Source organism: Azospirillum canadense (genome assembly GCF_025961225.1).
Lineage (GTDB): Bacteria > Pseudomonadota > Alphaproteobacteria > Azospirillales > Azospirillaceae > Azospirillum > Azospirillum canadense.
The window spans coordinates 234,977-259,434 of record NZ_JAOQNG010000002.1 but is presented as its reverse complement, the minus strand read 5'-3'; the positions used below and the strand labels follow the sequence as shown (position 1 = coordinate 259,434).

Here is a 24,458-nt window from a genome sequence, read left to right as displayed (position 1 = left end):
GGGCAGCGCACGGGGCTTGTGCCGGTTCGTTTCGTAGGCGCGACCGGATCTCCTCAAGAGCCCTTGCAACGAATGACGGCAAGCGCGGTCTTGATGATGATCAGCCAGTCAAACGCGATGGATCGGTTGTCGATGTAGAACGAGTCCAGGCATTGCGCGGTCTCGACGCTAGCGCTGCTTCTGTCCGATATTTGCCACAAGCCGGTAAGTCCTGGAGAGACGGTGCTTCGCTTGTCGCGAAACTCGATGGGCATGGCATCCAGGTGGTATTCGGGGAAGGGCCTGGGACCGACAATGCTCATGTCGCCCACCAGAACGTTGATCAGCTGGGGAAGCTCGTCGAAGCTCGTCGCCCGCAGGAAGCGTCCGACATAGGGCAGGATTCGGGGGTCGTTCTTCAGCTTGAAATAGGTCGACCACTCCCGGCGCGCAGCCTCGTCGGTTTCCAGCAGATGCCGGAGCCGTTCATCGGCATCCCGGTACATGGTCCTGAGCTTCACGATGTGAAGAATGCGCCCGGCCAATCCGACGCGCGCTTGCCGGTAGATCACCGGGCCGGGATCGACCATCCAGATCGCCAGGCCGGCAAGCAGCAACGCCGGGGCAAACAGCAGGATGGCGGGCAGGGCGATCATGATGTCGGTGGCGCGGCGCAGCAGCCGGTGGCGCCGGCCCTCCGGCGAACTGCCGAGACGCAGGCCGATGTGCCCCCGCACTTGGCTGGGCTGGAGGCCCGATATCTTGACGTGCGGGGTATCCGCCAGAACGATGACCTCGCGATACTCCCGGCGGATCGCGCCGAAATCCGAAAAATGGGCGATCTGGTCCGGCGCCACCAGCACGACGTCCGGCTTCCGATACCATGGGGGCTGGGACGAGCCGCCAGCGGTGTGCGGCCAGCCGTGGGCGGAGGTCCATGGCAACGGATTCACGCCATAGTGCCAATTCTTCTGGAAATACTCGCGCAGGACAGGCGTCAGTGCCGGGCCGGCGATCAGCGCCGTTCCCTCTCCCCAGCAACCGGCCTGGTGCAGCAAGGCACGGACGGCCGACCGAACCAGAGGCTGGACCATCGACGCAAGAACCAGGAAGCCGAGGATGGCAAAGGCGGTTGGCCAATCTCTCAACGAAATGGCGAAGATCAGAAACGATACGGCGCCGACGTCGAAAAAGATCTTCAGACGCCGGCTCAGGTGCTCGTGGTCGTACATGCGATATCCCGGGTAAAGGGACGCGCAATAGAACAGAGCCAGCAAGATCATGCTGATCAGTGCGCCGGTCCGCGTCAGCATGTCCAGATCGACGGTATCGCCGACCACGGCCTTCACGATCGAAAGGCAAACCACAAGGGACGCCACGTCGCTCAAAAGCAATGACGTGTTGACGAGCAGATGTCCCATGGTCGGGGTGACGGCGCGGCCGAGCGGGCCGCTCCGGGATTCGCTGTAGTCGCGCGCAAAGTGATGATCCGCAGCGACCTTAAGGTCGATCCTCTGCTCATCCGCATTCGGCATCCGAACCTCCCAACGCTTTTGCTTTCGCGATATCCGTTTGGCATGCCAAAAGACTGACGAGCGATTTTCTGCGAAGAATGACGAGGCGACGCTCGCGGTCGACGTGTGCAGGAGCGCCGTTTGCGCTTGATCGAACTAGCGAAATCCGACGTGCGAAATCCGGCTTGCGAAATCCGGACAAGAACGGCATGCCACTGCGCCGCACCGATGAAGCATCCATCATCGGTGCGGTTCTTATCGATCCAGAGGCTCCCTGCGGCCGGCGGGCACCGGCACGTCGCCCGCCGCCTCCGGATCGATGCGGAACTCCTTGAGCCTGCAAAGCTGCGACAGGGTCAGCAGGATGAAGCTGGGTATGGCAACGGCGTAGCGGCGCCACAGCCTGCGCGGTTCACAGGCGAGGCGAAAGATCCATTCGCAGCCGCTGCGTTGGATGAAGCGCGGCGCCTGCCGCTTGACGCCCGCGTGAAAGTCGAAGGCCGCTCCGACACCGATGAGCATGGACGCCGAGAGGTGCTGCCGCATGCGCGCCATCCACAGCTCCTGTTTCGGGGTGCTCAGCCCGACCCACAGCACATCGGCCCCGGATTCGTTGATCATGGCGCCGATGGTCTGCTCTTCGTCGTCGGTAAGGTCGCGGAACGGAGGCGAATAGGTGCCCACGATCCTGGCGTGGGGAAATTTTTCCAGAAGCTTCTGCTTCAAAAGGGCGACGGTGCGCGGTGACGCGCCGTAGAGGAAATGCTTGATGCCCTGCCGTTGGCCATGGTCGAAAAGCGCCAGCATCAGGTCCGGCCCATAGACGCGGTCCGCGTCCTTGTGACCGGACAGGCGCAGCGCCCAGACAAGCGGCATGCCGTCGGGTGTGACGAGGAAGGCGCGATTGTGGATGTGCCGGAACGGCGTGTCCTTTTGGCATCGCACCATGCCATGGACGTCGCGGACGCAGATGTATCCTTTCTGCCCGGCATCGATGGCCGTCAATATCCGCTCCACCGCCGTCGGGATGTTGATCGCGGACACGCGCACCCCCAAAAGATTGATCCAGGGCGTCGGCGTTGGTGCGTGACCGTCCGCGTCCACTGTCGTTCTTGTCCCAGACCGCCGGGTAGCGACAAACGGCATTGTGTCGTTTTTCATGAATACACCGGGATTCTAGAAAAGAGGTTTGCGGCATCCTGCGAAGACACCGCGATGCTTTGCGATGTTAGGGCCGCGGCCGGGGCGAATATATTCAGTAATTCGACGCAATACCGCCATGGTGGGTCATGGTGGAACGTCACGATCCTTCGAAAAGAGTATGGTCATTTGGACGTCGATCCTGGGGCGCGGATAAAAAAAAGGCACAGCGGATGCAGCCGCATCCGTTGCGCCGGCAATGACTCTGATTTCGGGACTCTAATTCCCGGTCTCTAATTCCGGCCGTAAGTATCCTCCATGCGGACGATGTCATCCTCGCCGAGGTAGGAACCGGATTGGACCTCGATCAAATGCAAGGGCACCTTGCCCGGGTTCTCCAGCCTGTGGACGGACCCCATGGGCAGGTAGACGGACTCGTTCTCATAGACGAGCCGCTCCTCGTGATCGCGCGTGACCAACGCCGTTCCTTTCACCACGACCCAGTGCTCTGCCCGGTGATAGTGCTTTTGAAGCGACAGGCGTGCTCCCGGGTTGACGGTCAGGCATTTGACCTGGAAGCGTTCGCCGGCGTGGATCGACTGGAAGCTTCCCCACGGCCGATGCACGAGGCGATGGGTGGTCGGTTCCGTCCGACCGGCGCGTTGCAGATGCTCCACCACGGCCTTGATGTTCCGCACCTCGTCGCGCGCGGCGACCAGCACGGCGTCTCCGGTGTTGACCACGATGACGTTGTCGACGCCGAGAACGGCGGTCAGCGGTCCCTCGCTGCGAACGTAGCAATCGCGGGCGCCGAAGGTGAGCGCGTCGCCATGCGTGACGTTGCCGTCCCGGTCCTTCGATCCGACCTGCCAGAGCGACGCCCAGCTGCCCACGTCCGCCCAGTCGATGTCGCAGGGCACCTCCACCGCCTTGTCGGTCTGCTCCATCACCGCGTGATCGATGGAAATGGACGGTGCCTGCGCGAAGGAGTCGGCGTCCAGGCGATAGAAATCGAGGTCCGTCCGCCCGCGGTCGAGCGAGGCGCGGGCCGCGTTGAGGACGGTGGGAGCGTATCGGGCCAACTCGTCGACCAGTGTGGAGGCCGGCAACAGGAACATGCCGCTGTTCCAGCTGTAGGAGCCTTCCGCGAGGTACCGCTCCGCCACCGCGCGTTCCGGCTTTTCGGTGAAGGAAACGACGTGGTGCACGTCCGGCTGGTTCCGCAGGGGCGATCCGCGACGGATGTAGCCGTACCCGGTCTCCGGCCCGGTCGGAGCGATGCCGAAGGTCACCAGATGGCCGGCGGACGCCGCCTCGGCCGCGCGGTCGATCGCCTGCGAGAAGGCGGCAAGATTGCCGATCGTGTGGTCGGCCGGAAGAACGAGGATCAGCGCATCCGGGTTGACGGCCAGCGCGCGCAGGGCGCCGACGGCACAGGCGGCCGCCGTGTTGCGCGCGTGCGGTTCCAGGATGACGGCGTCCGGCTGCACGCCGATCTCGCGCATCTGCTCCGCGATGATGAACCGGTGCTCGTGATTGCAGACGACGATGGGCGCGGCGTAGCGTTCGCGGTCGGCCACGCGCAGGGCCGTTTCCTGCAGCAGCGACTTGTCCGAGCAGAGCTTGAGGAACTGCTTCGGGTACAGTTCGCGCGACATCGGCCAGAGGCGAACGCCGGCTCCGCCCGACAGCAGTACGGGGACGATGCGCTTGTCCATGGGCCAACTCCTTGTTGAGCGCGGGGTTCAGCGCGGGCCAATCATCCGTTGGCGGCGTTCGAGGGACTGGAAAGCCGGGTATGGGCCAGGTAGACGGCCTCGGTCCGGTTGGTCGCGCCCAGCTTCTTCAGGACATTGCGCACATGCGCTTTGGCGGTGTTCTCGCACATGCCCAACTTGTAGGCGATGATCTTGTTCGACTTTCCCTCGCGCAGGCAGTTGAGGACGGCCATCTCGCGCGGGGTGAGCCCACCAATTCCGTCCACGTCCGCAGGACCGACCGGGGCGTTCCCGGTCTGCATCGGCGCTAATTTGCTCAGGGAACTGGCCGGGATGAAGGTTCCGCCGGCCACCACGAGGCGGATGGCCTCAAGCGCCACGCCAAGGCCAAGGCTCGACACGATGTAGCCGCGTACCCCCATGCGGAGGCATTCGAGGATCGTCGCGATGTCATCGGAATCGGACACGACGATGAGCGGAACACCCTGAAAGGCCGCCGCGGTTTCCTGGACGGCCTGCGGGATGGCCGGCTTGATATCCCTATTCGATCCGAAGTTGCAGAGAATGGCGTCGACATGGGGAATCTGCCCGGCCAGTTGGCGAGCGTCCGCCATTGCCGGCACGGCATGCACCGTAATGCCCCGGTCCAGCACACTCATGCTCAAGGAAAAGCAATCACGCGTCAGACTATTTTCGTCAACGAACATGATTGTAAGTTTCGATTGCGGCGCCTGACTCTCCATCATTTCTGCATTCCTCCTTTGGCGTGCATATCCGTTGTCAAGCTGGGGTCACATCAAAGGCCGGTGATTGCGGTTGCTTGACGTTCGCCGGAGACCTGGCCGGTGTAGCAATGGTTCTTGAGACTGAACCTCTGCGGGATTTGGGCTAACATCGGACGCCGATAATCGCTGGGCGCTTCCACCATTTCATAAATCGTGCTGATGACCAAAATTTCAGTCGATGCAAGTCCTCGGTAATGGCTATTTTTTAAACGCCGGATGGCACGGCTTTCGTAATTATATTTGAAAACGCTATCGCAATATATAGCTATTGGCAAATTGCCAATTTGCAGGATGGTCGATACCGGGTGGTAGTTTCTGCGTACCGCTTAAAGCGGATTGCGATCCGCTTTGAACTGCGTCCGAAGCACGTCCGCACCGGCCCGTCAGCGAACGCGGCTTTTCAACTCCTCCAGAATGCCTCGGATATGCTGCAGGTTTTGCCGCCCGATGGGGTGGGCGAGATACGCCGCGCCGTAGGTGGCGGAGAAGACCGTGCCGGCTATTCCCAGCGCGGCGATCGGACTCTCGACGGTCGTCATCCGGTGTGCCACCAGCGTTGCACCCGATGCCGCCAGTGACGCCAAGCCCGGAACGCTGACCATGAGCAGGAAGTCCCTCAGCCGGATCGGCGTCCCGCGGAAGCAGTAGGCGAGGCTCGGCAGCTGGAGCAGGCAGAAGGCGCCGCTGTAGGCGATGCCGACGCCGATCGGCCCATAGGGAAGGCCGAGAACGAAAGACAGGGCGAAGGTCGAACTGGCGATCACCGCCCAGCGGAGCTGCCGTTCCGCCCTCCCCAGGCTGGCGTATACCCAGTAGGTGGAGGAATTGAACGTGGCGGCGATCGCGACAGGGCCGAGCGCGGTGTAGATCGGTACGGCGTCGTGCCACTGCTTCCCGAACACGATGCCGATGACGAGTTCGGCCTCGACGATGCAGAACACGGCGACGGGCATGCCAAGGCTCGCTGTCAGACAGACGGCGCGCAGAAAATAGGCGCGGTACTGGTCCGGATCGTTTTGCAGGCGGCTCAGCGCGGCGATGACGATGCCGCTGACTGGATCGGTGATGTTGGCGATGGGCAGCAGCACCAGATTGTAGGCCCGGCTGTACAGCCCCAGGGCAATGTCGCCCCAGTATTTGCCGATCAGAATGTTGTCCAGGTGCCGGACAACGTAGAAGATGACCGTGGAGGCAACCATGTTGCCGCCGAAGGCGACCATGGGCGCCACGCCGCGCCAGTTTCCGGGGCGGCCGGGCGTCCACCCGCTGACGATCCACAGCAGGATGAATCGAAGGGCCGCTTCCATCCCGTTCATGACGACCAGCGCCCAAAAGCCGGCACCGAACCAAGCAGCCAGAAGCCCAAGGGCCACGCCCGTCACCATCGCAGCGGAATCGATGAAGGACAGGGCGACGAACCGCATCTGCCGCCGGAACAGTGCAAGATGCTGGGCGGCCAGGCCGCTGACGAGCAAAATTCCGGCGAAGGCGATGGTGATGTCGGTCAGTTGCCCGTTGCCGTAAAAGGCCGCGACGTAAGGCGCGCCGACGGCCAGGAGCGCGGCAAGCACGCCGCTGGCCGCGGCGTTGATCCAGAACAGGGTGCTGATTTGTTGGAAGGTCACGGACGCCTTCTGCACGGTCGCCGCCCCCAGCCCAAGCTCCTGAAAGGCACTGGCGAACGCGACCACCGGAAGGACCATAGCCACCAGGCCGAAATCGGCCGGTGACAGGAGGCGCGCGATGATCACCATCGAACCGAGCCGGACGAAAAGCCGCACCATCTGGAGCGCGAGCACGAAGCCGCTTCCATGGACGGACCGCGTCCTGATCTCGCTGGTGGAGACGTCCGCCACGGCGTGATGCGGCATGGCCGAGGCGGAAACGCCGGTGACCGCCCCTTCGCCGTCGGCCTGCTCCCCGAACGCGGTGCGTCCCTGGGGCGGGCGGCGCCATGGCATCCGTGGGGATCGAAGGAACAGCGCTCGACGCCTGATCCCCGCGTCGTTCCACCTCCAGTTCAACGGACCCTCCATGGCAATGGCAACCGGCCACCGATCGGCCTGGACCGACGCCCAGGGCCCTCACCCAGGGCTCAAGAAAGTTTCCAGAGCGGTTTGCGATCGGTGGGGAGGAGGTCGCGCGACGGGGTGAGAAATCGCCGTTCCCGGCAGTAAATCATCGCGGTGCGCAAGGCATCCTTGGCGATCACGGGCAGGCGCGGAGCCTCGTCGCACGCGGACCGGCAGAATTGGGCCAGGCGCGGAGCCACGACGTCGAGGGCGTGGTTCTGCAGGATGAAGTCCCGACCGAATAGCCCCAGTTCGGCGCGCAGCGACGCATCACCCGCAAGCTGGCGGATCGCGTCCGAGAGACGCTGGTTTGACGGATCGCCATCGCCGGTTCCATACATTCCGGTGTAATGGAAGGTGGAGGCGGTGTCCGGCGAAAAGAACGCGGCGAACCCGCGCCACCCCTGGATGATCACCGGCTTGCCGAAGGCCATGGCCCTCATGACCGATCCGCTCATGCCGATGACGATGTCCGCGGCCGCGTAGGCCGGCCTCGGATCGTTCAGCGGTCCGGTCAACACGACGGCGGCACGCCCCAGCTCCGCGTTGACCTCGTCCGCCATGGCCTGGAGCCGGGGACGCGCCGCGCCGTCGCCGACGATCAGCGCTTTCAAGGGCAAATCCCGGCCAAGCCGGCGGACGGCCTCGACCGTGCGTATGATCCCGTCGGCCTTCATGAACTCGGCCAGGCGCGACACGGTGACCAGCGTGATCTCGTCGTCGCGCACCCCGAACTGTTCCCTGAACGGGCGGGCGTCCACCGCGTCGGGCGCATTCTGGACCACGTCCACCGGCGGCAGCAGAAGTTCGGGGCGCTTCCAACCCGCCTTCGCAGCCCGCTCGACCAGTTGCGGTGTCCCGAAGGTGGTCGGCACCGCCTTGGGAAGCACCCGGGTGAAATCGAACATCATGTCGGTGACGAGCAACGGCACCCGCATGGGCAGGTGGGTCGCGTAATAGGCCTCCAGCCCCTGCCACCAATCCCAGGCATGAATCAGGTCCGGCTTTTCCTGCCGCACCAAGGCGCGAAGCGCCTGCATCCGCATCGGCGAGGGATGCAGCCGGGCGTCCGGGGCCGCCACATAGCGCAGGCCCTTCCGCTCGACCAGCGACAGCATCGGTCCCGGCGTGGCCCACAGAAGGACGTCGAAGCCGTGCTGGTCCCGCAAGGTCGCCCCGAGTTCGATGGCGTTGAACTGCGTGCCCCCGATTTCCAGGCGATGGGCAAAGATCAGGACTTTCATGGTGATTCCTTATGGAAGGGATCGCCGCCGCACGTTCACTCGAACAAAGTGGCACCCGAACGACGTGGCCCATGGCTGCTTTTGGATGCTCCGGAACACGAAACGACGCGGATGAACGCCCACTTCGGCGTTTCGTGCATCCTGGCCCGTAACTACAAGCCGCGGCCGAACCTCAGTGTTTGCAAGTTTCAGCCAGCAACCGACGCGGCGCCATTCCTCACTTTGTTCGAATACGCATTGCGCATCATGAACACGGATGACCGGCCTCCTCCGAAGGGAGGATGCGCGCCCCGGTCGTTGCGATGGAACCGGGACATCGGCCCGGCAATTCACAAAAAATGCGTAGCATCCCTATGCCGTACATGGTCGCTGAAGTAATTCCATGCAGTAAATCATTGTCGGAATGTAATTAGGACCTCTGGACGACTTCTCCGTTCGGTTGGCGCCGTGCAAAACTTCAGCTCACATGTCATTGGCCATCCTTCATCGGCCGGCCGCCTGGACGTGTGGCGGCGCGGCCCCAGCGGCACAGCCCGGTCAGCACGCTGCTTGCGCAAAGACCGCTGCGCGGAAACCACGAACGCACGGGTGTGCGGCACGCTCCCACCAGCCCCGGCCCCGGACACCAGTCGGTGACCGGATGCTGCCGGTCCCAAGCGGGCGAAGGGTTGGTGCGACACGCGTGTAGAATAAGGAAAGGGGACTCCATGCGCGTTGCGATGATCGGTACGGGCTATGTCGGGCTGGTGTCCGGGGCCTGCTTCTCGGAGTTCGGCGTTCACGTCTGCTGCGTTGACAAGGACGCCGCCAAGATCGAGCGCCTGAAGCGCGGCGAGATTCCGATCTACGAACCGGGGCTGGACGACTTGGTGGCGCGCAACGTCGCCGCGGGGCGCCTGTCCTTCACCATGGACCTCAAGGAGGCGATGCAGGGCGTCGACGCCGTGTTCATCGCCGTGGGCACGCCAACCCGCCGCGGCGACGGCCACGCCGATCTGTCCTACGTCTTCGGTGCCGCAGAGGAGATCGCCGCCGCCCTCGACCACTACACCGTGGTCGTCACCAAGTCGACCGTCCCGGTCGGCACCGGCCGCGAGGTCGAGGCGATCATCCGCCGCGTCCGTCCCAACGCCGACTTCGACGTCGCCTCCAACCCGGAGTTCCTGCGCGAGGGCTCGGCCATCGGCGACTTCATGCGCCCCGACCGCGTCGTCATCGGCGCCACCTCCGAACGCGCGGGCGAGGTGATGCGCCGGCTCTACCGGCCGCTGTACCTGATCGAGACGCCGATCGTGGTGACCTCGCTGGAGACGGCGGAACTGACGAAGTACGCGGCCAACACCTTCCTGGCGGCCAAGATCACCTTCATCAACGAGATCGCCGACCTGTGCGAGAAGGTCGGGGCGGACGTGCACGACGTCGCCCGCGGCATCGGGCTGGACGGGCGCATCGGCAAGAAGTTCCTGCACCCGGGCCCGGGCTACGGCGGCTCCTGCTTCCCCAAGGACACGCTGGCGCTGGTCCGCACGGCGCAGCAGATGGGCAGCCCGCTGCGCATCATCGAGACGGTGGTGGACATCAACGCCAAGCGCAAGAAGCAGATGGCCGAGCGCATCATCGCCGCCTGCGGCGGGCTGGTGGACGGCAAGACCATCGGCGTGCTGGGCGTCACCTTCAAGCCCAACACCGACGACATGCGCGACAGCCCGGCCATCGACATCATCGCGGCGCTGCAGGCGGCCGGCGCCCACGTGCGCGCCTTCGACCCGGCGGGCATGGAGGAGGCGGCCAAGCTGCTGCCCGGCGTGGAGTGGACCAAGGACGCCTACGCCGCGCTCGACGGCGCCTCCTGCGTGGCGATCCTGACGGAATGGAACGAGTTCCGCGCGCTGGATCTGAAGCGGGTCAAGAAGCTGCTGAAGCGGCCGGTCATGATCGACCTGCGCAACATCTACAATCCCGGCGACATGGCGAAGGCCGGCTTCAGCTACAACTCCATCGGCCGCCCATCGCAGCCGGTCGGATCGCAGCCTGTCGGATCACGGTCGTAATCGGGACTGCGGACGGCGCAGGACAAAAAAATGCGGGCTGCGGACCAACCGGTCCGCAGCCCGCATGCCGTTGCAGCGTCCGTCAGTCGAACCGGTGCTTGGCGTATTCCAGGCTGACCGCAAACTGGTGGAGGTCGGCGTCCACCATCTCGTTAACCAGATCCGTGAAGCTTGTGCTGTGCCGCCAGCCAAGCTCCCGGTGAGCCTTGGACGGATCGCCCAGCAGAAGATCGACTTCCGTTGGCCGGAAATAGCGTTCGTCGATGCGGACGAGCGGCGCGCCGGTGTTCGCGTCGTATCCCTTCTCGTTCACGCCCTTGCCGCGCCATTCGATGGCCTTCCCGACGCGGGCGAAGGCCAGTTCCACGAACTCGCGCACCGAATGGGCCTCGCCGGTGGCCAGGACGTAGTCGCCGCCGTCCGGCTGCTGGAGCATGCGCCACATCCCCTCGACATAATCGCGGGCGTGGCCCCAGTCGCGCTTGGCGTCCAGGTTGCCGAGGTAGAGCACATCCTGCAGGCCGTGCTGGATGGCGGCGACGGCCCGGGTGATCTTGCGCGTCACGAAGGTCTCGCCGCGGATCGGGCTCTCATGGTTGAACAGGATGCCGTTGGAGGCGTGCATGCCATACGCCTCGCGGTAGTTCACCGTGATCCAATAGGCGTAGAGCTTCGCCGCCGCATAAGGGCTGCGCGGATAGAAGGGCGTCGTCTCGCGCTGTGGCGTCTCCTGCACTTTGCCGTAGAGTTCGGACGTGGAGGCTTGATAAAAGCGCGTCCGTTCCTCCATGCCGAGGATGCGGATGGCCTCCAACAGGCGCAACGTGCCGATCCCGTCGGCGTTGGCCGTGTATTCCGGCGTCTCGAAGCTCACCTGCACGTGGCTTTGTGCGGCAAGGTTGTAGATCTCGTCCGGCTGCACCTCCTGGACCAGGCGGATGAGGTTGGTCGCGTCGGTCAGGTCCCCGTAATGCATGAAAAAGCGAACGCCGCTCTCGTGCGGGTCCTGGTACAGGTGTTCGACACGGGCGGAATTGAAGGATGAGGAGCGGCGCTTGACGCCATGAACGATATAGCCCTTGTCCAGCAGGATCTCGGCCAGATAGGCACCGTCCTGCCCGGTAACACCGGTGATCAGCGCAGTCTTGCTCACGTTCGAATCCTCATGTTGCTGTGGAGCCGTGTGCTCCCCCAATGGATGTTCGGCACGAAAGCGTCGGGACGTTTGGACCGTCGCGGCGGTCAGCCTGATCACTCGGCCGCCGCGCGGACCAACCCTTGCCTGAGGGCGGCCCGGTACCAGTCGTAGGTTTCGGCGATGCCGGTGCGCAAATCCATGCGCGCGCGCCAACCCAAACCTGCTAGGCGGCCGACATCCATCAGCTTGCGCGGGGTTCCGTCCGGCATTGATGCGTCGAACGAGAAGCGGCCGCGATAGCCGACGACATCGGCAACGGTCTGGGCCAGCTCCGCGATGCTCACGTCCGTGCCAGTGCCGACGTTCAGGTGCTCCTCGCCGGAATAGTGGCGCAGCATGAAAACCAGGGCGTCGGCCAGATCGTCCACGTGCAGGAACTCCCGCCGCGGACGCCCGGTGCCCCAGATCTCCACCGTCTCCTGCCCGTGCGCGACAGCCTCGTGGATCTTGCGGATCAAGGCGGGCAGAACGTGGCTCGACGTTTGGCTGAAGTTGTCGCCCGGCCCGTACAGGTTGGTGGGCATCGCGGAGATGAAGTCGCACCCGTATTGGCGCCGATAAGCTTGGCAGAGCTTGATGCCGGCGATCTTGGCGACGGCGTACCACTGGTTGGTCGGCTCCAGGGGTCCGGTCAGGAGGGCATCCTCCGTCATCGGCTGCGGCGCGAATTTCGGGTAGATGCAGGAAGAACCGAGGAACAGCAGTTTCCCGACCCCCGACCGCCACGCCGCGTGGATGATGTTCGTCTCGATCGCGAGGTTGTCGTGGATGAACTCGGCGGGCCGGGTGTCGTTTGCATGAATGCCCCCGACCTTGGCTGCGGCGAGGACGATCGCGTCCGGACGCGCCTCGGCGACCCAGGCCTCGACGTCGGATTGCCGACACAGGTCGACGGTCGAGCGCTCCACGGTCAGGACGCTGCAACGCTCGCGGGCGAGCCGCCGGACGACGGCGGAGCCCACCATGCCGCGATGCCCCGCGACCCAGACGCGACGCCCGTGAAGGTCAAACATGGATGTCATCGCGAAGCCTTTGCGCGAAGCCTTTGATCGATGCGCACGGAACGCAGCCGCGCGGGAGCTGCGCCCGCACGTCGGAGACGCGGACGCAGGCTCGGCCATCTTTCGTTGCGGGAACCTCGGTCAGGGCAACGGTGATGCCCCGTTCAGTGCTCATGCTCCGACACGTATCCGGCGCCGCTTTCGCCGAACAGGCTGGCGGTCAGGAAGGCGACCTGCGTGCGGTTGGTCGCCCGCAGCTTCTTCATGATGTGCCGCACATGGACCTTGACCGTGCTCTCGCACATCGCAAGCTCGTGCGCGATGATCTTGTTCGGGGTGCCTTGGCGAAGGAACGCCAGCACTTGCATCTGGCGGCGCGTGAAGCCGGGCATCGCGCTGTTGCCGGGCATGGCGTGGTCCGTCAGGCGCAACGTGCTCCGCCGGCTTGTCTCCATGAGGGCGTAGGGCGGGGCGTAGATCCCGCCCGCCTGCACCAGATAGATCGCGCCGACGACGACGGGCAGCGAGATGCTCGTCGGGATATAGCCACGGACGCCGCACTCCAGCGCTTCGGCGACGGCTTCGACCTCCTCGCGGTCCGAGATGACGATGACTGGGACGTTGGGGAATTCATCGTCAAGCCGGCTGAGATCGTCGGCGACGCGCGGGTCCGACGTGTAGGCCGCTCCGATATTCAGCAGGATGACGGACACATGGTCCCCGTCGACATCGTGCATCCGCTTTTGCGATTGCAAGGCCATGTCGACCGACGGAAGCGGGACGACGGACAGGCCCGGCAGATGGTTGGCCAGCCAGGCGGCGCTGCTCTCCAGCGTCATCGGCTTGCCGTCGATGAGCAAAAGCGACGACCGGCGTGTGCCGACGGCGCTGTCTTCCCCGCGCGCCATGGAGGAGGCCGACACGCCCCCCTTCGGAAACATTCTGATTGCCGATTCTTTTGTCATGTCCAGCCCCCGATTCCAGAACGTGCCCGGCAGTTTTGCCTTTGCTGTGTTTTGGCCGTTGCCGTGATTGGAATTCCCCGGCACAACCTCGGCGGCCGCAAGGCGGCGCATTCCTTGCGCCATGCTCCACCCACTCCCGCTCCGGCGAATGGCCGAAGCGGCTGTGGACGACACGGCGCCCCCCATGGATCGCGATACCGTACGCGGCTTACGATGGAATTGGCCAAACCGGCCGACGCGTTGGCGCCCCGTTCAGCGCTGAAGACGTTGATCCAGCAGCGAACAGAATTGGACTTTATCAGAATGAAAATGGGCGTAAATGCGCACAAGGACGCAAATGGCCGTCCGGGGCCGGTTCACGAATACCTACTCCGACAACACGGCATCCGTCGCCTGCCTCTGGTCTTCGTACCGATGATACGTCTATGTGATGACGTCGTGAGCGACCGACCATCCACCCAAGAATGAAGGATGTATCCCAATGTCCAATGCGCGGGAGATGGGGCACCACCGCAAGTCGGGTGGCTTTGCTGCGGCGCAACAGGCGTACCCCGCCAGTAAAGCGGGGCTTCGGCCCGGGGGATGACGAACCGGGCCGGTGGTGCCGCAAGATCCAACGCACGAAACGGGGCGGCGTTCCCTGGAAAGAACGCCGCCAATCAAGCCGGTCAAAAGCGGTGTGCATCGTCGCCCGTCACCCGCCCGGCAAGGCGACATGAGGAAATCGAACGCCTCATACGGCCGGCGCATGAACAGTTCCATGGCCGGCCGTATGACCCTTTCGCACATGGCTGCGCCATGTGCTGTCGGGTTTGAACCGAAGGCGTTTGATGGAAGCCATCAAACGCCTTCGGTATCAGATGATCTCGCGGGCGCGGTCCTTGAAGACGGTGGCGGCGATCTTCAGCGCGTCCGGCGTGCCGCGGGCCAGCGCCTCCGCCAAGTGCATCGCCTGCTTGGCCTGGACCTTGGGCGGCATCGGCGGTTCGTTGGGATCGACGATGCAGTCCACCACCACCGGGCCGGGGTGGGCGAGTGCGGCGTCCAGCACAGCGCCGCAGTCCTTCGGGTCGGTGATGGTAAAGCCCTTGCCGCCGCAGGCCTCCGCAACCTTGGCGAAGTTGATGAAGTGGAGGTCGCAGACATACTCGGGGTTGCCGAGGAAGACCATCTGCTCCCACTTGATCTGGCCGAGCGAGCGGTTGTTGCTGATGATCACCTTGATCGGCAGCCCGTACTTCACCGCCGTGGCGAAATCGGCCATCAGCATGGAGAATCCACCGTCGCCGACGAAGGCCACCACCTGCCGGTCCGGGTGGGCGATCTGCGCGGCGATGGCGTAGGGCAGGCCGGGCGCCATGGAGGCGAGGTTGCCCGACAGCGTGTGCATCTGCCCGCGCTTCACCGGAATCTGCCGCGCCCACCAGGTCGCGATGGTGCCGCTGTCGCAGGCGACCAGCGCGGTGTCGGACAGGCGCTTGCCCAGCTCCCACGCGACGACCTGCGGCTTCATCGGCGATTCCGTGCGCGTCCCCCGCTCCTCCATCAGTTTCATCCACTCCGCCTTGCCGGTCTGCGCCTTTTGCAGGAAGGAGCGGTCGGGGTGCGGCTTCGCCCGCTCGGTCAGGATGTCCAGCGCCAGCCGGCAGTCGCCGACCAGCCCGGCCTCCACCGGATAGCGCAGGCCGATGCGGGCGGCGTCGATGTCGATCTGTATGGCACGGGCCTGCCCCGGCTTCGGGTAATATTCAATGTAGGGGAAGGTCGACCCGGCGATCAGCAGTGTGTCGCAGGTCTCCAGCGCCTCCTGCGACGGCGCGGTGCCGAGCAGCCCGACTTGGCCGGTGGTGAAGGGGCTGTCGTCCGGCACCGCCGCCTTGCCCAGCAATGCCTTGACGATCGCCGCGCCCAGCTTGTCGGCCAGCCGCTCCAGCTGGTCGGTGGCGCGCAGCGCGCCCTGGCCGGCCAGGATGACGATGCGCTGCCCGGCGTCCAGGATGTCCACGGCGCGCCGGGTCTGCTCCTCCGACGGGACGGGCAACTCAGGCGCGAACAGGTCGGTGTTGTGCCCCTTGACGTTGCGCGGGGCCCGCATGTCCTCGCTGACCGTCTGGTCCTGCAAGTCCACGGGCATGGTGATGTGGGCGACGCCGCGATGGGCCAGCGCCGTGCGGCAGGCCAGCGTCGCGATGTTGCGGACATGCGCGGCGCCCATGATGCGCTGGTTGTACAGCGCGACGTCCTGATAGAGCTTGTCCAGCTCCACATCCTGCTGGGTGTAGGTGCCGACGAGGTCGTGGAACTGCAACCCGGTGATGGCGAGCACCGGCTGGTGGTCCAGCTTCGCGTCGTACAACCCGTTCAGCAGGTGGATGCCCCCCGGCCCCGACGTGGCGATGCAGACGCCCAGCTTGCCGGTAAACTTGGCGTAGCCGCAGGCCATGAAGGCGGCGGCCTCTTCGTGGCGGACCTGGACGAAGCGGATCTCGTCCTTGCGCTTGCGCAGGGCCTCGATGATGCCGTTGATGCCGTCGCCGGGGATGCCGAAAATCGTGTCCACGCCCCAGTTCACCAGCACGTCCACCAGGATGTCGGACGCCGTGCTCGCCATGGGATTCTCCGTCTTGTCGGGTCGGAAGGAAAAGGCTTTTCCGAGCCAACCAGCCGGGGCGCGGCCGGTTCCATGACAAGTCGTTCATTGCGATCCCGGCGCGGAACCCGCGGACCCCGGCCGTCGTTGCAGGGGTTGCACGTTCGATAAACCACGTTCGGATACATCCATGCCGGCCCGGATCGAGGACTACGCCCTGTTGGGGGACTGCGAAACCGCGGCCCTGGTGTCGAGGGACGGATCCATCGATTGGCTGTGCTGGCCGCGCTTTGATTCCGACGCCTGTTTCGCCGCCCTGCTGGGCACGCCCGACCACGGGCGTTGGCAACTGCGCCCCTGCGACGCGAATGCCCGGCCGGTCCGGCGCTACCGCGGCGACAGCCTGATCCTGGAGACGGACTACGAGACGGCCGACGGCGCCGTCACGGTGGTGGACTTCATGCCGCCGCGCGGGCAGGCGTCGGACATCGTCCGCATCGTGCGCGGCCGCCGCGGCCGGGTGCCGATGCGGATGGAGATGACCATCCGCTTCGACTACGGCTGCACGGTTCCCTGGGTGTCGCGCATCGGCCCGCAGACGTTGCGCGCCATCGCCGGTCCCGACATGGTGACGCTGCGCACGCCTGTGCTCTTCCGCGGCGAGGGGCTCTGCACCGTGTCCGACTTTACGGTGGGGGAGGGCGAGAGCGTCCCCTTCGTGCTGACCTACTCCCCCTCGCACCTGCCGTCGCCGGAATGCGTCGATCCCGAGGCAGCCCTGTGCGACACGCTTCAGTTCTGGGACGAGTGGTGCGCGCACTGCACCTTCGAGGGGCCCTGGCGCGACGCGGTGATGCGCTCGCTGGTGACGCTGAAGGCGCTGACCTACCGGCCGACCGGCGGCATCGTCGCCGCCCCGACCACCTCCCTGCCGGAAAAGCTGGGCGGCGTGCGGAACTGGGATTACCGCTATTGCTGGCTGCGCGACGCCACGCTGACCCTGCTGGCCCTGATGAACGCCGGCTTCTACGAAGAGGCGCGGGACTGGCGGGAATGGCTGATGCGCGCCGTGGCCGGCAGCCCGAACCAGATCCAGATCATGTACGGCATTGGCGGGGAACGGCGGCTCCACGAATGGGAGGTGTCCTGGCTGCCCGGCTACGAAGGCGCGTCCCCCGTCCGCATCGGCAACGCCGCCGCCGGCCAGCTCCAGCTGGACATGTACGGGGAGCTGATGGACGCCGTGCACCAAGCGCGCCAGGGCGGTCTTGGCGTGACCGACCAGGGCTGGCGCCTGCAATGCGCGCTGATCGACCATCTGGCAACGGTCTGGAACCAGCCGGACGAGGGCATCTGGGAGGTGCGCGGCCAGTCGCGCCACTACACCCACTCCAAGGTGATGGCCTGGGTCGCGGTGGACCGCATGCTGAAGAGCGCCCATAAGTTCGGGCTGAAGGGACCGCTCGACCGCTGGCAGGCGTTGCGCGACGCCATCCACCAGAACGTCTGCGAGCACGGTTTCTCGCCGGACATGAACAGCTTCGTCCAGTATTACGGGGCGAAGCACGTGGACGCAGCGCTGCTCGCCATCCCGCTCGTCGGTTTCCTGCCGATCACCGACCCGCGCGTGGAGGGCACCATCGCCGCCGTGGAGAAGCACCTGCTGCAGGACGGCTTCCTGCTCCGCTACCGCACGGAGGAGGCCGACGACGGCCTGCCGGACGGGGAGGGGGTGTTCCTGCCCTGCACCCTGTGGCTGGCCGACGCTTACGTCCTCCAGGGACGGCAGGACGAGGCGGTGGCCCTGTTCGAGCGCGTGCTCGCGCTGCGCAACGACCTGGGCCTCCTGTCGGAGGAGTACGACAGCACCACGAAGCGTCTGGTCGGCAACTTCCCCCAAGCATTTTCCCACATCGCCCTCGTCACCACCGCCCACAACCTGACCCGCGGCGCCAAACCTGCCAAGCAGCGCACCCAGACGAATGGGAATGGGGGGAAGTAAGGGCTCAAACCGCAAACCTGTCCCCTCTCCCGCCCCCGGCGGGAGAGGGAGGGACCCACGCCTCCGGCGTGGGAGGGTGAGGGCTAGGTCACCCCGAGAAACCTTTCCCTCACCCTCCCACCGCTTTGCGGCGGGCCCCTCCCTCTCCCAGCAGGGCTGGGAGAGGGGGTTATATCAACGCGCCGTGCCCATCCGTGTGGTGCTGGCGGTCGTTGTCCCGGTGGTCCCGGCCGTGCCGCTCATGCTGCCCAACCCGGTGCCGGTGGTGCCGAGACCCGCCATGGCGGAGGCGCCGGCCGTCGTGCCGCTGCCGCCGTAGGTCTGCTGGCGGACGCGCAGGTTGTTCTGCACGTGCCGGACGCCGGAAATGGCATCCACGATGTCCTCGGCCCGGCGCTTGGTCCGGCGGTCGTCGACGGTGCCGGACAGCGTGACCTCGCAGTTGCTGACGGTCACGTCGATTTCCGACGCGTCGATGTAGGGATCGTCGGTCAGGCGGTCGCTGACGTCCTCCCGGACCCGCTCGTCGGAGCGGGCGTAGCCGCGTGGACCACGGCCGCGGTGATGCTCAGCGCCACTGTCGCCGCGCTGGGCGTCCATCCGGCGGCGGCGCTCCGCGTCGTCGTCGCCGAACCAGGAGGCCATCTCGTCACCGGCGCGTTCGAAGAAGCCGCGATCCTGGTCGCCCCGGTAATCCCGGCTGCGCCCATAGTCGGACGACCCGCGGTAGTCCGAGCCCCTGTAATCCGAGCTGCGATAGCCGGAGCCGCGGTAATCCGACCGGCCGAAGCCGCCCATGCCGCTCCCCATGCTGCCCATGCCGCCGCGCGAGCCATAGGATCCGCCGAAATCCTGGCCATAGTCACCACGGGACTCGTAATCGGACCCATAGTCGCGGGATCCATAGCCGCGGGAGCCGTAGTCCTGGCCGATGGAGCCACGATCCCGGCTGCCATAATCCCGGCTGCCGAAGCTGCGCCCACCATAGCCTTGGCCGCCATAACCCTGGTTGCTGTAATCCTGGCCGCCGTAGCCTTGGCCGCCGTAGCCTTGGCCGCCATAATCACGGCTTCCGTAATCGCGGCCACCCGAGGTTTGACCGAATCCGCCGCGGCCTTCCTCCTGCCGCCAATAATCGCGGCCGTAGTCGTAGCCTTCGCGCCCTCGACCTTCATAGCCGTAGCCGGGCTGCCGCCCGCCGGCACCGCTCATGCTGTCGCGCCCGTACCGGCCGTAATCCTCGCGGCCCATGCGCTGATCGTCGCTGCGCCCGCGGTCGCTCCAGCGGTCGTCATCACGACGGTAGCCCTGGTCGTTCCTCCAACGGCTGTCATAGTCTGCCATGGGATGCTTCTCCCGAATCCGTTATGGTCCGTTCTGCGGAGCCCGTTTGCCGGGCGTGCCCTGACAACAGGGGCCACGCCGAAGGGTCGCGCCGTCTCATCCCTCCGCCACCTCATAGCCGGCCTCGGTGATGGCGCGGGCCAGCATCATCGGATCCGCCTTACCCTCCACGGTGACCTCTCCGCGGTCCAGGTCGACCAGCGCCCGCTCCACCTCCGGTATCGCCTCCAGCGCACGGGTCACACTCTGGGCGCAGTGCCCACAGGTCATGCCCTTCACCTTCAGGGTGTACATGTCGCTCTCCCTTCTGCTGACTGACGCAACCGATCCCCGCCGGGGGCGGTTCCCGGCCGGACCCGGCACACGCTGTTGTGAGTGGCGGTGGGGCACAGTCGGCCCATCTTCACTCGACGATTGGACGAAGACCGCCACAGGACCCAGGATGACGTTGGATGCCCCGCTTGCCCAAGCCCCGATCGCCAAATTCACCGACCCGGACTGGACCGCGAAGGGGGAGCGGCGGGCGAGCGTTCCGCTGACGGCGCTGGAGACTCTGTGGTTCAACACCGGCAGCCTGTGCAACATCACCTGCGGCCACTGCTACATCGAGTCCAGCCCGCGCAACGACCGGCTGGCCTATCTGGAACCGGGCGACGTCCTTCCCTTCCTGGACGAGATCGCGGCCGACCGGATGCCGGTGCGGGAGATCGGCTTCACGGGTGGGGAGCCCTTCCTGAACCGCCACATGGCGGAGTTGGCGGGCCTGTGCCTCGACCGCGGGTTCCGCGTGCTGGTCCTGACCAACGCCATGCGCCCGATGCAGCGCCCCGTGGTCCGCGCCGCCCTGTCGGCTTTGCGGGAGCGCCACGGCGACAGGCTGCAGCTGCGCGTCAGCCTGGACCACCACAGCGCGGCCCTGCACGACCAGGAGCGCGGCGCCGGCAGCTTTGCCAAGGCGATGACCGGGCTGGCTTGGCTGGTCCGCGAAGGCTTTTCCGTCGCGGTGGCCGGCCGCACCCGCTGGCGTGAGGATCAGGGTGCGCTCCGCGCCGGCTACGCCCGCCTGTTCGCGGAGCACGGCCTGGCCCTCGACGCCGCCGACCCGCACGCGCTCGTGCTTTTCCCGGAGATGGACGAGACGGCCGAGGTGCCGGAGATCACCACCGCCTGCTGGGGCATCCTGAAGCTCAGGCCCGATGCGATGATGTGCGCCTCCAGCCGCATGGTGGTGAAGCGCAAGGGGGCGGAGCGCGCCGTCGTCCTGCCCTGCACGCTGCTGCCCTACGACCCCCGCTTCGAGATGGGCAACAGCCTCGCCGAGGCGGCGCGCGCCCACGGCGGGCAGTTCGACCATGGGGCGGTGAAGCTGAACCACCGCCACTGCGCGAAGTTCTGCGTGCTCGGTGGTGGGTCCTGCTCCGCCTGACACATGCACAGCTTCTTATAAACCCGGCCTTATAAACCTCTTGCAGGGCAGCCATGACGACCGCCGTCGCCGCTCTTTCCCGTGTCCCTTGAAACATCCGTTGCGAGGCGCATATATGCTTCGTTGTCGGAAAACGGCCGTTGCAGACGACGGTACTTTTCGGCGATCTCCCTTCCGAGCCGTTTTTTCGGTTGCGTTGCCCGGTCTTCGACCTGTAATGGGTCTTTGACTGACGCGAACGCCTGAAATATTGGCTCGAAACCCCTCCTCCCCGGCCCCCGCGTCGGCAGGCTGCCTCGACACCTCCCCAGTGTCATGGCGCCGCTGGCCAGACCGGGGAGGTCCAGATCCGCATCGACACGCGATGCACGCCCGTCCGGCAGCGTTGAATGCCGGCACAGAGAGTGACGAAGCTGAAGGTAGAATGACGTTTGACAATAAGCGCCGCCGTGCGGCGCCGAAGGGCGGAGTCCGCCCCCAGTTCCCGCACCGCCCGCATGACCACGGCGGCGCCGGCAACAACAACAAGAACCGTGCGCCGCAAAAGCGCACTCCCTCTGGACCGCCTCCCGGCCCGGTCCCCGGTGACGACGAGATCCTGTTCCTCCCCCTGGGCGGCTGCTCGCGCATCGGCATGAACATGGCCCTCTACGGCCACGCCGGGAAATGGCTGATCGTGGACGCGGGCGTCGCCTTCATGGGTGACGAGGCGCCGGGCGTCGACAGCCTGATGGCCGACCCCTCCTTCATCGAGGAGCGGATGGACGACGTCGTGGGCCTCGTCGTGACCCACGCGCACGAGGACCACATCGGCGCCATCCACCACCTGTGGCCGCGCCTCGAGTGCCCCATCTACGCGACCCCCTTCGCCGCGCACGTGATCCGCGACCGGCTGAAGGAGACGGGTGCCCTGCGCCACGTCCGCATCCGGGTGTTCGAGCCGGGGGCGTCCTTCAACGTCGGCCCGTTCGGCGTGGAATCGATCACCGTCACCCACTCGATCCCCGAGCCGGTGTCGCTGGCGATCCGCACTAAGGCCGGCGCCGTGCTGCACACCGGCGACTGGAAGTTCGACCCGAACCCGCTGGTCGGCCCGACCATGGACGTCGCCGCGCTGAAGCGGCTGGGCGACCAGGGCGTGCTGGCGATGATGTGCGACAGCACCAACGCCAACGTGGACGGCACCACGGGGTCGGAGGCGGACGCCCGCGCCGGCTTGATGGAGGCCTTCCGCGGCCGCAAGGGCGCCATCGCGGTCACCGGCTTCGCGTCCAACGTGGCGCGCATGCAGGCGGTCGCCGAGGCGGCGAAGGCCAACGACCGCAAGGTCGTGCTGGTCGGCCGGTCCATGCTGCGCATGGAGAAGGCGGCCCGCGCCAGCGGCTACCTGGACACCGCGCCGGAGTTCATCTCAATCATGGAAGCGTCCTGGACGCCGCGCCGGAACCTCGTGTTCCTGTGCACCGGCAGCCAGGGGGAGGAGCGTGCGGCGCTCAGCCGGCTCGCCCGCGACGCCCACCGCGAGTTGTGGCTGGAATCCGGCGACACGGTGATCTTCTCCGCCCGCGCCATTCCGGGCAACGAGGCGACCCTGGAAGACATCCAGGACCATCTGAAGGCCAAGGGCGTTGCCGTGGTGACCCCGGCCGACGCGCCGGTCCACGTTTCCGGCCACCCGAAGCGGGACGACCTCGTGCGCATGTACGATCTGGTCCGGCCGCGCTTCGCCGTCCCGGTGCACGGCACGATCGAGCATCTGGAGGCGCACGCCCGCCTCGCCCGCGCCAGCGGCGTGGACCGGGCGCTGATCCCGGAGGACGGCGACATCCTGCGGATCGCCAAGGAAGGCACCGCGGTGGTCGGCCACATCGAGGCCAAGCGCCTCGCCAACACTGGGCGGGAACTGGTCCCCTGGGCCGGCCTGCCTGAAGAGGCGGAGGCCGGGGAGGCTTCCGTCACGGACCGGGTGGCCGCCTGAGGCGGCCTTCCGTATCCCCCGACGATCCTCGAAGGAGGAGGATCATGGCACAGCAGCATCCGACATGGTCGTTCACGACCCCGCTCCGCATGGCACTGGAAGACGCCGGCCGGAGCATTACGTTGCAGTATAGGGCCGCCGGAATCCGGAGCGGCTGGGCCGTCGTCGTCGACGGACGGCCCGCCGCCAGCTACCCGGACCTGTGCACGGCCCAGGAGCAGGCCTTGCGCCTCGCCCGCCAGTCACCCCTGCAGGAGGCCGCCTGACGCCGACGAACCGACCGTTCGTCCGCGGCGGGCCTTCCTGCCTTTGACACCGGAGAGTTGCCCATGGCTGGCTATCCCGATCCCGCCGACCGGCTTTCCTTCCCCGACATCCTCGACCCAGTCCTCGACGCCCCGGCGGACGACGACGACGCGCTCGACGAGGCCATCAATGTGGTCGCCGAAGCGCTCGCCGACAGCGGCACGCTGATCGTCGACGCGCTGGGGCGTGCCGCCTACGGCGTGACCGACGAGGAGGCCGTGCTCGGCCTGCTCGACACCTACATCCGCGTCCTGCTCCACCTCGGCGAGGTCGAGGAGGCGGCGGAACTGGGCGACGTCATCGAGCGCATCCACCGCTTCCAGACCCGCCGCAAGCGCCGCGGCTCGCACACGGTGTAGGGGTCAAACCGGCGGCCCTCACACCGGCGGAACAGCCTCGCCGCCCGTAAGCCCCCCGGTCAGCCAGCGGGTCGCCAGGGCGCGCAGGCGGCTGGTCTGCTGCCGCTGGCGGTGGGTGGACACCGCGTAGGCCGCCCCGGTGAAGCCGACGATCACCACCCAGAAGGCCAGCAGGTAGCGCCAGTCCGCGCCGGCCGTCAGCAGAACCAGCAAAATCAGCGTCACCACCGCCACGGCCACCCAGCAGACGATGCGGGTGCGCCGGAAGGCGGATTCGTCGCTGCGCTCGAAATCCTCCGCCAGCGCCTGGATTTCCAATCCGGCCTGCCGCCGCGCCTCGGCAACGGGGTCCAACGCGTCCATAAAGCCTCTCTCTTCCGATCCGCCGGCATGATGGGTTGTCACATTCGCCTGTAATGAACGGCGGAACCGGTGCAACGGTTTCCCGTGCCCGGTGGATGGACCATGCGGGCGGATTCCGTAAGGATAACGGTCTTGACTGATATTGTTTGGGTCACCAACTTTTTACAAAAGCTTGGGAGGTCCAGATGCCAGTTGCCAAGGAAGCCGCTGAAGCCGCTCGTGACCGTTACTTGTCGACCCTCAGCCAGTTGCCGGGCATGGACCGGGTCGACGTCGCGAAGGTCGACGACGGCTACGCCCTGTCGGTCCGCTTCCGGACCGGCGTCCCGGCCGACCTGCCGCGCGACCTCGACGGCGTCCCGGTCGTCAGCGAATCCGTCGACAGGCCCTCTTAACCCGCAAGGGCCGGGTGGAGCGCCCGCG

Annotated in this window: 20 protein-coding genes; 7 read left to right on the top strand and 13 right to left on the bottom strand. The window is 66.0% G+C overall.

The window, feature by feature from the left end; genetic code table 11:
* Window positions 1-53: 53 nt before the first annotated feature.
* The 6 genes from M2351_RS15830 to M2351_RS15805 form a co-directional block, all read right to left on the bottom strand.
* Window positions 54-1,514, bottom strand: a complete 1,461-nt coding sequence (locus tag M2351_RS15830; RefSeq protein ID WP_264657080.1) for a sugar transferase — start codon at window positions 1,512-1,514, stop codon at window positions 54-56.
* A gap of 234 nt (window positions 1,515-1,748) precedes the next feature.
* On the bottom strand, window positions 1,749-2,537 hold the full coding sequence (locus M2351_RS15825) for a WecB/TagA/CpsF family glycosyltransferase (RefSeq protein WP_264657079.1): 789 nt from the start codon (window positions 2,535-2,537) through the stop codon (window positions 1,749-1,751).
* A gap of 389 nt (window positions 2,538-2,926) precedes the next feature.
* The gene (locus M2351_RS15820) at window positions 2,927-4,351 is read right to left on the bottom strand and encodes a mannose-1-phosphate guanylyltransferase/mannose-6-phosphate isomerase (RefSeq protein ID WP_264657078.1); all 1,425 of its coding nucleotides are present in this window, start codon (window positions 4,349-4,351) and stop codon (window positions 2,927-2,929) included.
* A 41-nt stretch (window positions 4,352-4,392) separates the two neighbouring features.
* On the bottom strand, window positions 4,393-5,097 hold the full coding sequence (locus M2351_RS15815) for a response regulator transcription factor (protein WP_264657077.1): 705 nt from the start codon (window positions 5,095-5,097) through the stop codon (window positions 4,393-4,395).
* A gap of 422 nt (window positions 5,098-5,519) precedes the next feature.
* Window positions 5,520-7,097, bottom strand: coding sequence for a lipopolysaccharide biosynthesis protein (locus M2351_RS15810; protein ID WP_264657076.1), 1,578 nt, complete (start codon window positions 7,095-7,097; stop codon window positions 5,520-5,522).
* A gap of 134 nt (window positions 7,098-7,231) precedes the next feature.
* On the bottom strand, window positions 7,232-8,452 hold the full coding sequence (locus M2351_RS15805) for a glycosyltransferase family 4 protein (protein WP_264657075.1): 1,221 nt from the start codon (window positions 8,450-8,452) through the stop codon (window positions 7,232-7,234).
* Between the two features lie 707 nt (window positions 8,453-9,159).
* Between M2351_RS15805 and M2351_RS15800 the strand changes: the two genes are divergently transcribed.
* On the top strand, window positions 9,160-10,503 hold the full coding sequence (locus tag M2351_RS15800; protein ID WP_264657074.1) for a UDP-glucose dehydrogenase family protein: 1,344 nt from the start codon (window positions 9,160-9,162) through the stop codon (window positions 10,501-10,503).
* A gap of 82 nt (window positions 10,504-10,585) precedes the next feature.
* Here the strand turns inward: M2351_RS15800 and gmd are convergent, their stop codons facing one another.
* The 4 genes from gmd to M2351_RS15780 all read right to left on the bottom strand — a co-directional run bounded on the left by gmd (window position 10,586) and on the right by M2351_RS15780 (window position 16,278).
* Complete coding sequence (gene gmd / locus M2351_RS15795; protein ID WP_264657073.1) at window positions 10,586-11,656, bottom strand: GDP-mannose 4,6-dehydratase; 1,071 nt, start codon at window positions 11,654-11,656, stop codon at window positions 10,586-10,588.
* A gap of 98 nt (window positions 11,657-11,754) precedes the next feature.
* Entirely contained in the window at window positions 11,755-12,723 is a 969-nt protein-coding gene (gene fcl, locus M2351_RS15790) for a GDP-L-fucose synthase (RefSeq protein WP_319801896.1), read from the bottom strand.
* 143 nt (window positions 12,724-12,866) lie between these two features.
* Window positions 12,867-13,790: a response regulator transcription factor gene (locus M2351_RS15785; protein ID WP_264657071.1), complete on the bottom strand. Its 924-nt coding sequence runs from the start codon at window positions 13,788-13,790 to the stop codon at window positions 12,867-12,869.
* A gap of 733 nt (window positions 13,791-14,523) precedes the next feature.
* Window positions 14,524-16,278 carry a thiamine pyrophosphate-dependent enzyme gene (locus M2351_RS15780; RefSeq protein WP_264657070.1) on the bottom strand — a complete coding sequence of 585 codons (1,755 nt, stop codon included), beginning with the start codon at window positions 16,276-16,278 and terminating at the stop codon, window positions 14,524-14,526.
* A 169-nt stretch (window positions 16,279-16,447) separates the two neighbouring features.
* Between M2351_RS15780 and M2351_RS15775 the strand changes: the two genes are divergently transcribed.
* On the top strand, window positions 16,448-18,259 hold the full coding sequence (locus M2351_RS15775) for a glycoside hydrolase family 15 protein (RefSeq protein ID WP_264657069.1): 1,812 nt from the start codon (window positions 16,448-16,450) through the stop codon (window positions 18,257-18,259).
* 174 nt (window positions 18,260-18,433) lie between these two features.
* Here the strand turns inward: M2351_RS15775 and M2351_RS15770 are convergent, their stop codons facing one another.
* Window positions 18,434-19,603 (bottom strand): BON domain-containing protein, encoded by a 1,170-nt coding sequence (locus M2351_RS15770; RefSeq protein ID WP_264657068.1) that lies wholly within the window; start codon window positions 19,601-19,603, stop codon window positions 18,434-18,436.
* A 96-nt stretch (window positions 19,604-19,699) separates the two neighbouring features.
* Window positions 19,700-19,897 (bottom strand): CopZ family metallochaperone, encoded by a 198-nt coding sequence (locus M2351_RS15765; RefSeq protein ID WP_264657067.1) that lies wholly within the window; start codon window positions 19,895-19,897, stop codon window positions 19,700-19,702.
* 148 nt (window positions 19,898-20,045) lie between these two features.
* Between M2351_RS15765 and M2351_RS15760 the strand changes: the two genes are divergently transcribed.
* From M2351_RS15760 to M2351_RS15745, 4 genes are all read left to right on the top strand, one after another.
* Complete coding sequence (locus M2351_RS15760) at window positions 20,046-21,029, top strand: radical SAM protein (protein ID WP_264657066.1); 984 nt, start codon at window positions 20,046-20,048, stop codon at window positions 21,027-21,029.
* Window positions 21,030-21,453: 424 nt separating this feature from the next.
* Window positions 21,454-23,007, top strand: coding sequence for a ribonuclease J (locus M2351_RS15755; RefSeq protein ID WP_264657065.1), 1,554 nt, complete (start codon window positions 21,454-21,456; stop codon window positions 23,005-23,007).
* A 44-nt stretch (window positions 23,008-23,051) separates the two neighbouring features.
* On the top strand, window positions 23,052-23,273 hold the full coding sequence (locus M2351_RS15750) for a hypothetical protein (protein WP_264657064.1): 222 nt from the start codon (window positions 23,052-23,054) through the stop codon (window positions 23,271-23,273).
* 63 nt (window positions 23,274-23,336) lie between these two features.
* Entirely contained in the window at window positions 23,337-23,672 is a 336-nt protein-coding gene (locus M2351_RS15745; protein WP_264657063.1) for a hypothetical protein, read from the top strand.
* A gap of 18 nt (window positions 23,673-23,690) precedes the next feature.
* Here the strand turns inward: M2351_RS15745 and M2351_RS15740 are convergent, their stop codons facing one another.
* Complete coding sequence (locus M2351_RS15740; RefSeq protein ID WP_264657062.1) at window positions 23,691-24,035, bottom strand: hypothetical protein; 345 nt, start codon at window positions 24,033-24,035, stop codon at window positions 23,691-23,693.
* A 185-nt stretch (window positions 24,036-24,220) separates the two neighbouring features.
* On the opposite strand from M2351_RS15740, the gene M2351_RS15735 reads away from it, so the two are divergent.
* Window positions 24,221-24,430 carry a hypothetical protein gene (locus M2351_RS15735; RefSeq protein WP_264657061.1) on the top strand — a complete coding sequence of 70 codons (210 nt, stop codon included), beginning with the start codon at window positions 24,221-24,223 and terminating at the stop codon, window positions 24,428-24,430.
* Window positions 24,431-24,458 lie beyond the last annotated feature (28 nt).